This is a genomic window from Bacillus cereus group sp. Bce019 (genome assembly GCF_051781745.1).
GTDB lineage: Bacteria > Bacillota > Bacilli > Bacillales > Bacillaceae_G > Bacillus_A > Bacillus_A cereus.
On record NZ_JBPWJX010000001.1, the window covers coordinates 134648 to 146593 of the forward strand.

Consider the following 11946-nt stretch of genomic DNA (forward strand, 5'->3'; position numbering starts at 1 on the left):
TTTTTATATTGATAGAAATGAGGGAGAGTCGTGAAATTACTAGATTTATTATCAAAAGGAATTGTAATAGGTGATGGTGCGGTTGGGACGTTATTGCATTCACATGGTTTGCAAAGTAGCTTTGAAGAATTGAATGTATCTGATCCAGACTTAATTATATCGATTCATAAACAATATGTAGCTGCTGGAGCAGATGTAATTCAAACGAATACGTATGGAGCAAATGAGGCGAAATTACGTATGTATGGTTTAGAAAATCAAGTTACAGAAATTAATAGAGCGGCAGTAAAACTGGCGAAAGCATCTGTGACAGATAAAAATGCAATTTTAGGAACAATTGGTGGTATGAAACATATCGGAGCTGTTACAACGACTGATATGGAAAGAGAGTTTATGTTACTTGAACAGGCAGGGGCTTTACTAGAAGAACAGGTTGATGGATTACTATTAGAAACTTTTTACGATGAATTTGAATTACTTCATGCCGTTAAAGTATTGCGTAAGCAAACGAATATTCCAATTGTTGCGCAATTAGCGTTACATGAAGCAGGTACGACTCAAAATGGAAATGATGTCAATGAAATATTAAAGCAACTTATAGATTACGGTGCAAATGTTGTTGGATTGAATTGTCAACTAGGGCCGCTTCATATGACGGAAGCTTTCAAAATGATATCGATTCCTCAAAATGGCTATTTATCAGCATACCCAAATGCAGGCCTCCCGAATTATGTGGATGGACGTTACGTATATGAGGGAAGCCCAGCTTATTTTGAAGCGATGACACCGAGATTTATTGAGCAAGGTATTCGGTTATTGGGTGGTTGTTGTGGTACGACTCCAGAACATATTCAAAGTATGAAGCGCGCTGTTGCGAATATTACCCCTGTAATAGAAAAAGACACGATTCAAAGGCCGAAAGTCGTTCATACGCATGAGAAACGTTCGAAGGCTCACGTCACTCTAGCAGAGAAAGCGAAAAAACAAACGACAGTTGTAGTGGAATTAGATCCACCGAAAACGTTAGATACACAGCGTTTTTTTGAAGGAGCAAGAGCGTTAAAAAGAGCGGGAGCAGATGCTATTACTCTAGCAGATAATTCATTAGCATCGCCTCGTGTTTCTAATATGGCGATGGGTGCGTTATTAACGAAGCATGATATCCCAGTATTGACGCATTTAACGTGTAGAGATCATAACGTCATTGGACTACAATCTCATTTGTTAGGTTTATCGGCGTTAGGGATGGAAGAAGTGTTAGCTTTAACTGGTGATCCAGCGCGCGTTGGTGATTTTCCCGGTGCCACTTCTGTATATGATTTATCCTCTATTGAGCTTATTAAAATGATTAAAGAAATGAACGATGGACGTTCAATTTTAGGGAAATCAATTGGACCGGCGACAAGGTTTTCTGTAGGCGGCGCATTTAATCCTCACGTGAGGCACTTAAAAGCAGCGGTTAAGCGAATGGAACGAAAAATAGATGCTGGAGCGGAGTATTTTTTAACTCAGCCAATTTACGATATCAAGTTAATTGAAGAAGTGTATGAAGCGACAAAGCATTTGGAACAACCTATTTTTATTGGAATTATGCCGTTAGTAAGTAAGCGGAATGCAGATTTTCTTCATTTTGAGGTGCCGGGTATTACTCTTCCTGAAGAAATAAGAGAGAGAATGGATGGACATGAAACGAAAGAGGCAGCAATTGAGGAAGGGATCCGCATTTCACAAGAATTGGTCGACGCAGCGATGAAATATTTTAATGGTATTTATCTTATTACACCATTTTTAAAGTATGAAATTACAGAACATCTTGTTAAATATGTAAGAGAAAAGCAAGAAGTGAAAGAAGGTATTAATTGATGAAGTGTATAGAAGAAAAATTAAAAAATAGCATTTTAATATTAGATGGTGCAATGGGGACAATGATTCAGCAAGAGGATTTAACTGCTGAAGATTTCGGAGGAGAAGAGTACGAGGGCTGTAATGAATATTTAGTGGAAACAAGACCAGACGTTATTTTAAAGATTCATAAAGCTTATATTAAAGCTGGAGCGGATATTATTGAAACAAATACATTTGGGGCAACGAATATTGTACTAAGTGATTATGATCTGTCTCATTTAGATGAAGAACTAAATGAAAAGGCAGCACTTTTGGCGAAGCAAGCTGTTAAAGAAAGCGGGAAGGAAGTATATGTTGCGGGAGCGATGGGACCAACAACGAAAGCAATTAGTGTTACAGGTGGTGTGACTTTTGAAGAATTGATTGAGGCTTATGCAAGGCAGGCACGAGGATTATTAAAAGGAGCAGTTGATGTATTACTCGTTGAGACGAGTCAAGATATGCGTAACGTGAAAGCAGCTTATATTGGAATTCAAGCCGCTTTTGAAGAACTGAAAAAGACGGTTCCTATTATGATTTCAGGAACGATTGAGCCAATGGGAACGACTCTGGCTGGGCAAACAATTGAAGCTTTTTATTTATCAGTAGAACATATGAAACCATTATCTGTTGGGTTAAACTGTGCGACTGGTCCGGAGTTTATGAGGGACCATATTCGTTCACTATCTGATTTATCGGAGTGTTACATTTCTTGTTATCCAAATGCAGGTCTTCCTGATGAAGATGGACATTACCATGAATCTCCATCTTCTCTTGCTGAAAAGGTGAAGCGATTTGCTGAAGAAGGATGGGTTAATATTATTGGTGGTTGTTGTGGCACGACACCAGAACATATAAAAGCAATGAAATCCGCGCTAGCATCTCTTAGGCCTCGTGACCATCATGAGAGAGAAGGACATGGAATTAGTGGATTAGAAGCACTGCAATATGATGAGTCTATGAGACCGTTATTTGTAGGTGAAAGAACGAATGTTATTGGGTCACGTAAATTTAAACGCTTAGTAGCAGAAGGGAAATTTGAAGAGGCTGCTGAAGTGGCAAGAGCGCAAGTGAAGAAAAATGCTCATATTATTGACATTTGTATGGCAGATCCTGATCGCGATGAAATAGAAGATATGGAAAACTTCTTAGCGGAAGTTACGAAAGTTTTAAAAGTACCGATTATGATTGATTCAACAGATGAAAATGTGATGGAGCGAGCTCTTACTTATATTCAAGGAAAAGCTGTTATTAATTCAATTAATTTAGAAGATGGAGAAGAACGATTTAAAAAAGTGACACCGCTTCTTCAGAAGTATGGTGCCGCTATAGTTGTAGGAACAATTGATGAAGACGGTATGGCGGTTAGTGCGGAACGAAAGATAGAAATTGCGAAAAGAAGCTATGAATTACTTACAAAGAAGTATGGGATACGCCCGTCAGATATTATTTTTGATGCACTTGTGTTTCCAGTAGGGACAGGTGATGAAGAATATATTGGCTCAGCGGCAGCGACTATAGAAGGAATTCGCCTTATTAAAGAAGCGTTACCAGAGTGTTTAACGATTTTAGGTGTAAGTAACATATCATTTGGTTTACCACCGGCTGGACGTGAAGTATTAAATTCAGTCTTTTTATATCATGCTACGAAAGCAGGATTAGATTACGCGATTGTGAATACGGAAAAATTAGAACGCTATGCGTCGATTCCAGAGGAAGAAAAACGCCTTGCAGATGCATTACTGTTTGAAACGACGAAAGGGACGTTAGAAGAATTTACAAACTTTTACCGAGTTGCTAAAAAGAAAGATGTCGTTGTACAAGAAACGTTAACGCTTGATGAAAGACTAGCAAATTATATTGTAGAAGGTACGAAACAAGGATTACACGAGGATTTAAGTCTTGCACTTGAAGAAGGAAGAAAACCTCTTGATATTATTAACGGTCCGCTTATGACAGGGATGGACGAGGTAGGACGACTATTTAATAATAATGAACTTATTGTTGCTGAAGTATTGCAAAGTGCCGAAAGTATGAAAGCCGCTGTAAGCTATTTAGAGCCACATATGGAATCTAGTGATAGTGCGAAAAAAGGGAAAGTATTGTTAGCAACTGTAAAAGGTGATGTGCATGATATTGGGAAAAATCTCGTTGAAATTATTTTAGCGAATAACGGATATGAGATTATTAATTTAGGAATTAATGTACGTTCGGATCGAATTGTTCAAGAAGTACAAGAAAAGAAGCCGGACATTATAGGCCTTTCAGGTTTATTAGTAAAATCAGCTCAACAAATGGTAACGACTGCTGAAGATTTAAAAGCGGCAAATATTGATGTGCCCATTGTTGTAGGTGGTGCAGCGTTAACGAGAAAGTTTACAGATAATCGGATTTCACCATCATATAAAGGACTCGTTTGTTATGCGAGTGATGCGATGACGGGGCTCGATATTATTAATAAGCTTCAAAAAGAAGAAGAGCGTGAGAAGATGAAGCAGGATAAAAAAGAACGTCATCTTCATATCGTAAAAAAAGAGGAAAAGAAAGTAGAAATTCCAGCAGTAATTGAGCCATTACCAAAATCAGAGGTTATGGTGCCTGATTCAACAAAACGAATTGTATTACGAGATGTTCCAGCCCTTCATCTCGCACCATTTCTGAATAGACAAATGCTACTTGGGCATCACCTTGGATTAAAAGGAAATGTGAAGAAGCTTTTGAAAGAGGGAGATAAGAGAGCACATGAATTAAATGATTTAATAGATGAATTATTGCAGGAAGGACAATCTTGGTTAAAGCCGAAAGCAGTGTATCAATTTTTCCCAGCGCAAAGCGACGGACAAAACATTGTAATATATGATCCAGAAGATCATACGCGTGTTATAGAGCGTTTCACATTCCCTAGACAAGGAAAGGCTCCCTATCGTACTTTAGGTGATTATTTGCGCCCAATAGGAGATGAGATGGACTATGTTGCTTTCTTATCTGTTACGGTTGGGGAAGGAGTTCGGGATATTGCTGAAGAATGGAAGGCGAAAGGTGATTACCTACGTAGTCATGCCATTCAATCGTTAGCGCTTGAATTAGCGGAAGGACTTGCTGAAAAAACACATATGCTCATTCGTGACCGCTGGGGCATTCCGGACTCACCTGAACTGACGATGGAAGAACGTTTCCGTACGAAATATAGAGGAATACGAGTGTCATTTGGTTATCCGGCGTGTCCAGAACTTGCAGATCAAGAAAAGCTATTTCGCTTAATTCATCCAGAGGAAATAGGTATTTCATTAACAGAAGGATTCATGATGGAGCCAGAAGCGTCCGTAACGGCTATGGTATTTTCTCACCCTGAGGCAAGATATTTTAGTGTATTATAGTCTAGAAGGGGGAGACGTATGAAGAAAATAGTCTTTACAGGTGGCGGTTCGGCAGGACATGTAACACCTAATTTAGCCATTATCCCATATTTACAGGAAGACAACTGGGATATCTCTTATATTGGTTCTCACCAAGGTATTGAGAAAACGATTATAGAAAAGGAAGGCATTCCCTACTATGGTATTTCGAGTGGAAAGCTACGTCGTTATTTTGATTTAAAAAATATAAAAGATCCTTTTCTTGTAATGAAGGGTGTTATGGATGCGTATGTAAGAATTCGAAAACTAAAACCAGATGTGATTTTTTCAAAAGGCGGTTTCGTATCTGTACCAGTCGTAATTGGCGGATGGCTAAATAGAGTACCAGTTTTATTACATGAATCTGATATGACGCCAGGACTAGCAAATAAAATTGCGCTTCGTTTTGCTTCGAAAATATTTGTTACATTTGAAGAAGCAGCGAAACATTTACCGAAAGAAAAAGTAATATATACGGGGTCTCCTGTACGTGAAGAAGTGCTGAAGGGAAATCGTGAAAAAGGTTTAGCGTTTTTAGGTTTTTCACGTAAAAAGCCAGTTATTACGATTATGGGAGGCAGCTTGGGCGCGAAAAAAATTAATGATACGGCTCGAGAAGCATTACCAGAACTTCTTAAAAAGTATCAAATTGTTCACCTTTGCGGAAAAGGTAACCTTGATGAAAGTTTACAAAATAAAGAAGGATATAGACAATTTGAATATGTACATGGAGAACTGCCAGATATATTAGCGGTAACAGATTTTGTTATTTCACGCGCGGGCTCCAACGCAATTTTTGAATTTTTAACATTACAAAAGCCGATGGTTTTAATTCCATTATCGAAATTTGCAAGCCGTGGAGATCAAATATTAAATGCAGAGTCCTTTGAAAGACAAGGATATGCCTCCGTATTATATGAAGAAGATGTAAATGTAAAATCTCTTATAAAGTATGTCGAAGAATTAAATCAAAATAATGAGAAGTATAAAACAGCACTAAAAAAATATAATGGAAAAGAAGCAATTAAAACAATCATTCAAAATATTTCAGAGGCATGATGAAATAATCATGCCTCTTTTAGTAGGGTGAAAGATTCCAAGAATTGATATTTTTATGTTACAATAAAGTGAAACTTTAATCAGTTGGGTGCATCCCACATCTAACTTCTTTACTGTTACTGAATTTTGAGGAGGGAGTCTTACTGCCCTCAAATAGCGGGATAACAAATGGGTTAATAGGGAAATTCCAATTAATGAGGCGTGAAAATACGAATGGATTAGGAGTGACTGTGTTGGAGCTAAGTCTCTATGAAAATACTGCACTTATTATATGCTTTGTGTTGTACGTTGGTAGTGTTATTGTTTATATTTCAAGGAAATTTTCGCAAGAAAGAGAGCTTGAAAAGTCAGAGATAACAGCTGAACTAGAAATGTTAGCTGATGAAAGTTATAAAAAACAAAAAATAAAAGAAGACCATGAAGCATCCCATCATTTAAACGCAAATAAGTTTTAAAGATGGGGATTTTTTTTGAAGTTGTTCTTTATTGTAGCTATAACAAATAACGCTAAAAAGGAGTTTCCCCATACATAATGAAGGAGTGTATATAAATGAATTTTTATATCGCCTCAGGTTTCCAAAATAAACATCTTGTACGTTCCGTAGCAAATGAACTGAAACATGCAGGATGGCACCATACATATGATTGGACCAAAAACGAAAAAGCAGCAAATGAAGAACAATTAAGAGAAATTGGTCAGGCAGAACAAAATGCTGTAAAAGAAGCGGATGTATTTTTACTTATATTAGATGGCGGAAACGGGAGCCATACAGAGTTTGGAATGGCGATTGCACTAGAGAAAACGATATATGTATATCATGCAGGAAGCCCGCTCCAAACAACGTTCTATCACTTGCCAGAAATAAATATTTTTGAAGGAGATGTAGCTGAGTTTGCATCTTATGTTATGAATCATATGAAATAATAGTAACTACCTAAAAGGTTATAAAAGTGATCTTTTGGGTACAGTGATGATAAGAAACGTATAAAAGGAGTACATAATATGAAATTAGAAAATGGATGGGAAACGAGCTTTTTAGAAGTCGTACAAAATAGTGAATTTAAGAAAGAGGCACTTCTTAGTCAATTGCTTTGTCAGGATAGTGAAGAAGTAGAAGAGCTTGTGGATGATTACGGCTACGAAGAACTTGTTGAACGTGAACATGATGATGAGTTAGCTGAAATCTTAGGAGAAGAACTTTTTAGTGAGATGGAACGCCAAGTATTCTTATCTTCAAACCCAGAAGAAAAATTGATTTCATTCGTCAATGGATTAGGTTTTCATGTGTTAGATTGGATCGTTCTTCTTGAAACAGAATTTGGCATTGATAGTGCAAACTTTACATCAGATGCTGTGAAGGTGTTAGAAAAGCGTTTCAGACAGTTTCCATACATAGAGGACAAGACAATTTTTGATATGACATTTGGAGAATCGATGGATGTATTAGAATCTGTTACAGGATTACAACTAAAGGAAAAGATGAACGTATAATGAAAAAAGAACGTGATTGGATCACGTTCTTTTTTTACATAATAATAATTTTATCATCTAGTTTTGTCTGCCCGGTAAGAAGTGCGTTTAAATATTCCACTTTTCTTATACAAGCTTGTATATGTCTTTCAATCTCTTGTAACTCTGCTTGGTGATGCGTTTCAATTGGATGAATTTGTACGTTGAATTTTTCAAATTGACTACTATATGTTATTTCTGCATAGCCGCTCATAATATCTGTTTCGTTATGAAATAAAAATTGCTTCGTTTTGTCACAGAATGATACATTCTGAAAGCCATATACTTTTAATGCTTCAATTACTTTTTTTATCATTTTTGTATTCATTTTTTTACCCTCTTTACGAAGTTCTACTTATATATTATAACATAAAAAATTACATAGAAAGCGCTTCCAAGTGTATTTTATTATAAACTTTACGTTTCAATCACAAAAATGAAACAAAGAAAAAATAATTGTAAAGAAGGAAGGACTCTTTTATTGTTTCGTCATATATATAGAGAAATAGTGCAATGAAAGGAAATTTTCCGAGGTGGAGATCGTATTTCCAATTTGAGCGCAGTAAAAGAGGTGAGAATTTTGAACTTTGATATTGTAGGACAAAAAGCATATATAAAAGATGGACCGCATCGGAACCGAATTGGAATTGTAAAGAAAAATGAGACAAAATTAGCATCGCAGTTTGCTATTGTAATTGGAGAACAAATCATTGATGTAGAGCTAAAGGATATCGTGTTAGTTGGAGTAGACGTAGGACAATTTCATAAATGGTGCGAACAAAATGGTTATTTGTGAAAAGGACGGGCTGTGAGATAATGAAATATATTTGAGGAAAGAGGATATGTTATTGTATTCTCTTTTTCTATGTTTAAGGAGGCGAAAATGAAATATAAAGAACAGGAGTTTACGTTGGAGTTAAAAGAGAACATTCAATGTATGGAGAAGGAAATAGAGCGAATATCACTTAAACTGCATAAAGAGTATTCACATTTATACATAGAAAAACACATGGAATTAGATATGGGATTTGCAAGAGAAAAAGAGAATCCCTTTGAGGTGGGTTATTATTCATCAGTTGCTATAGCTATATTAGATGAAGAAAAAGAGCTGATTGAATTTCATAATATTCCAATTTGGAAATGTGAAAGAATTTTTTTAGGAATGCCAATTCAATCAAACATTTTGGGGAGTAAGAAAGTAGGGGAACTCGCTGATGAATCTTGTTATGAGATTGAGGAAGAGTTAAAAGAGCAACTAGAAGAATACTTAGAGTGATAATTCTCAAGATAAAATCTATAAAGAGGGAACGGAATAAAAAAGACGCTAACAATTGTATGTTAGCGTCTTTTTTTCATTATGAAGCAATTTCACCAGTTTTTGTATCATCTGGATTGTACGTATCTTGATCTAATTCACCAAGCCATTTACTTGAAATAAGACCTGCTGTCATAGAGCCACTTACGTTAAGAGCTGTACGCCCCATATCGATTAATGGCTCAACCGAGATAACTAGAGCAACAATACCGATTGGTAAGTTCATTGTAGATAGTACGATTAAAGCTGCGAATGTTGCGCCGCCACCAACTCCGGCAACACCGAATGAGCTAATAGCAACAACAGCGATTAAAGTTAAAATAAATTGTGGTTGTAATGGATCAATTCCTACAGTTGGAGCGACCATCATTGCAAGCATTGCTGGATAAATACCTGCGCAACCGTTTTGTCCGATAGATACCCCAAATGAAGCTGCGAAGTTTGCAATTCCTTCGGAAATACCAAGCTTTTCTTTTTGCGCTTCAATATTTAATGGCATCGCACCAGCACTAGAGCGAGATGTGAATGCAAATGTTAATACAGGGAACACCTTTTTTAAATATTGAATTGGATTTAAACCAGATAGCGCAATTAATAATAAGTGGATAACGAACATTACGATAAGTGCTACGTAAGACGCTAACACGAAGTTGCCAAGTTTTAAAATAGCATTTATGTCGCTACCAGCAACTGTTTTTGCCATAAGAGCTAATACGCCGTATGGAGTAAGGCGTAAAATTAATGTTACCATACGCATTACAATTGCATATACAGCATCAAGCATCTTCTTAAATAGCTCTGCTTGTTCTGGATATTTTCGTTTTACACCTATAAAGGCAATGCCGATAAAGGCTGCAAATATTACGACAGAAATTGTTGATGTTGGACGAGCGCCTGTTAAATCAAGAAACGGATTTGTAGGTAATAGCTCTAATAATTTATCTGGAATTGTTGTCTTTTCAATAGAAGTAAATCTTTCTTCAACTAGTTTCAGACGAGCAGATTCTGCATCACCTTGTTGTAGGCCGGTTGCAGATACATCAAATCCTGCACTTGCAGCGATACCGACAGCTGCAGCGATTCCTGTAGTAAGAATTAAAATACCGATAATAAGGCCACTAATTTTACCAAGGTTTTTCGTTAACTGTAATTTTGTAAATGCTGAAATAATAGATACTAAAATAAGTGGCATAACGATCATTTGAAGTAATTTTACATAACCGTTACCGATTAAGCCAAACCAAGTATTTGATTCAATAATTACTTTAGAAGTTGGCTCATAAATAAATTGTAATATAAGACCGAATAAAATTCCGACTCCTAAAGCGGTAAATACACGTTTATTAAAAGATACATGCTTACGTTGCATATAATATAATACGCCAACTAAGATGAGCATGACTGCAACGTTAATTCCGACAAGCAGTGTATTCATGTTGATTCCCCCTAATTCCAATCTGTTATATAGAATATAAGGTAATAAAACCTATAAGTCAACTAGGTAATTCCGGAATTAAAAAAAAGATGGCAAAATGCCATCTTTTAATGTCCAGCCCCAGGCACAAGTAAGAATGTCGTGTAGTATGTAAATCCTATGAAGAAAACAGTTAAATATGCCCCAAATACGTATATATACATACGCTCTGTTAATTTTAAATAGCTTAAAAGTACGAAGAAACCTGTTTGTCCTAAAAATAGTAGTGCGGCCGGTTGCATATCCCCTACGTAAAACATAACCGAGAAAATTCCAGTCCAAAAGCCGAGAACGCGAAACATGCGCTCCATGCCATCTCCCTCCTTTTCTAAAAAAAGTAAACCTCACCTCATTATAGTTTATTTTTCTTACTATTGTAAATATTCGTTCATATAAAAAGAAGCCAATTATTATTGGCTTCTTTTTATATGAAAAATTAAATTGTTAGTTTATAATTACAAGATTTACATCCATCTAATAGACTATCATTTCGAGTTAATTCCATGTTAGGGAATAGGATTTCAAAAATCCCTTTCATCATATCTCCGTGCATGTTACAAATTTCAGTTGGATGATGAAAAGCAACTTCTTTAAATGGACAATTGTGTACATCATAGAAAATTTTTGTTCCATCTACACTTAATTCAAATGCAGGTGATAAGCCAGCTGTTGAGAAAGCTTCTTTTGCAATTTGAATCTTTTGTTCCACTGTTAAAGCATCTTCACTCACATTTAAACGTTGCATATGTTGTTGCATTAATTCAGCTCCGAATTGTTTTCCTGTTTCGTATAGCGCTTTCTCACCAGCAGCACCAAGACTAAGTAAAGAATTAAATGCGATTTTTGCTAACAATTGATAATCACGGAATGGAAATTGTAATTGGATAACATCTTCAGATAAGACATACAATCTGCTCGGTCGTCCGCCTTTTCCAGTTTTCTTCGTTTCCGATTTTAGCATATGAACATCTTCTAGTTTAGATAAATGTAAACGCGCTACGTTTGGATGAATGTCAAACTCATCTGCAATTTCTTGTACCGTTACGTAACTATGTTTTTGCGAAATATATTTATAAATGTAATAACGAGTTGGGTCAGATAATACACCTGTAATTTTTAAAGCTTGTTCCATGAGGATCTCCACCTTTATCACTTTATCCAAGATAATAACATTATAATACAGATAAACATGAGTATAGGTAATTTCAGACAATAATTCGGAAATTGTTCATAATTTCACAAACATATTTTTCCTTTTTCCTCTATTGAAAATACAAAAGTCCAAATTTTTATTGCGCATGTTTTCATG

12 protein-coding genes are annotated in these 11946 nt (G+C 36.1%); 8 read left to right on the plus strand and 4 right to left on the minus strand.

The features are described 5' to 3' along the window. Positions 1–30: 30 nt before the first annotated feature. The 6 genes from ACS2QP_RS00720 to ACS2QP_RS00745 all read left to right on the plus strand — a co-directional run bounded on the left by ACS2QP_RS00720 (position 31) and on the right by ACS2QP_RS00745 (position 7830). Complete coding sequence (locus ACS2QP_RS00720) at positions 31–1863, plus strand: bifunctional homocysteine S-methyltransferase/methylenetetrahydrofolate reductase (protein ID WP_000770352.1); 1833 nt, start codon at positions 31–33, stop codon at positions 1861–1863. Then, positions 1863–5261, plus strand: a complete 3399-nt coding sequence (gene metH, locus ACS2QP_RS00725; RefSeq protein WP_438882091.1) for a methionine synthase — start codon at positions 1863–1865, stop codon at positions 5259–5261. Before ACS2QP_RS00720 ends, metH begins: the two co-directional genes overlap by 1 nt. Positions 5262–5279: 18 nt before the next feature. Continuing rightward, complete coding sequence (gene murG / locus ACS2QP_RS00730; RefSeq protein ID WP_119683926.1) at positions 5280–6338, plus strand: undecaprenyldiphospho-muramoylpentapeptide beta-N-acetylglucosaminyltransferase; 1059 nt, start codon at positions 5280–5282, stop codon at positions 6336–6338. Between the two features lie 194 nt (positions 6339–6532). After that, positions 6533–6793 (plus strand): DUF3966 domain-containing protein, encoded by a 261-nt coding sequence (locus ACS2QP_RS00735; protein ID WP_001250699.1) that lies wholly within the window; start codon positions 6533–6535, stop codon positions 6791–6793. Positions 6794–6888: 95 nt separating this feature from the next. Continuing rightward, positions 6889–7263: a nucleoside 2-deoxyribosyltransferase gene (locus ACS2QP_RS00740; RefSeq protein ID WP_001012342.1), complete on the plus strand. Its 375-nt coding sequence runs from the start codon at positions 6889–6891 to the stop codon at positions 7261–7263. Positions 7264–7341: 78 nt separating this feature from the next. Next, the gene (locus ACS2QP_RS00745) at positions 7342–7830 is read left to right on the plus strand and encodes a hypothetical protein (RefSeq protein ID WP_000764267.1); all 489 of its coding nucleotides are present in this window, start codon (positions 7342–7344) and stop codon (positions 7828–7830) included. A 34-nt stretch (positions 7831–7864) separates the two neighbouring features. Here ACS2QP_RS00745 and ACS2QP_RS00750 read toward each other — a convergent pair whose 3' ends face one another. Beyond that, positions 7865–8176 (minus strand): hypothetical protein, encoded by a 312-nt coding sequence (locus tag ACS2QP_RS00750; RefSeq protein ID WP_065222860.1) that lies wholly within the window; start codon positions 8174–8176, stop codon positions 7865–7867. Between the two features lie 252 nt (positions 8177–8428). Here ACS2QP_RS00750 and ACS2QP_RS00755 point away from each other — a divergent pair, with 252 nt between their 5' ends. Both ACS2QP_RS00755 and ACS2QP_RS00760 read left to right on the plus strand, forming a co-directional pair. Beyond that, positions 8429–8644, plus strand: coding sequence for a DUF3912 family protein (locus ACS2QP_RS00755; protein ID WP_001008326.1), 216 nt, complete (start codon positions 8429–8431; stop codon positions 8642–8644). Positions 8645–8731: 87 nt separating this feature from the next. Continuing rightward, positions 8732–9124: a hypothetical protein gene (locus ACS2QP_RS00760; protein WP_063537442.1), complete on the plus strand. Its 393-nt coding sequence runs from the start codon at positions 8732–8734 to the stop codon at positions 9122–9124. Between the two features lie 79 nt (positions 9125–9203). On the opposite strand, the gene ACS2QP_RS00765 is transcribed toward ACS2QP_RS00760, so the two are convergent. The 3 genes from ACS2QP_RS00765 to ACS2QP_RS00775 all read right to left on the minus strand — a co-directional run bounded on the left by ACS2QP_RS00765 (position 9204) and on the right by ACS2QP_RS00775 (position 11769). After that, on the minus strand, positions 9204–10598 hold the full coding sequence (locus ACS2QP_RS00765) for an L-cystine transporter (protein WP_438882092.1): 1395 nt from the start codon (positions 10596–10598) through the stop codon (positions 9204–9206). A 107-nt stretch (positions 10599–10705) separates the two neighbouring features. Beyond that, a complete protein-coding gene (locus ACS2QP_RS00770) occupies positions 10706–10948 on the minus strand; it encodes a DUF2626 domain-containing protein (protein ID WP_000440716.1) in 243 nt (80 codons plus the stop codon). A 125-nt stretch (positions 10949–11073) separates the two neighbouring features. Next, on the minus strand, positions 11074–11769 hold the full coding sequence (locus tag ACS2QP_RS00775; protein ID WP_332284747.1) for a helix-turn-helix transcriptional regulator: 696 nt from the start codon (positions 11767–11769) through the stop codon (positions 11074–11076). Positions 11770–11946 lie beyond the last annotated feature (177 nt).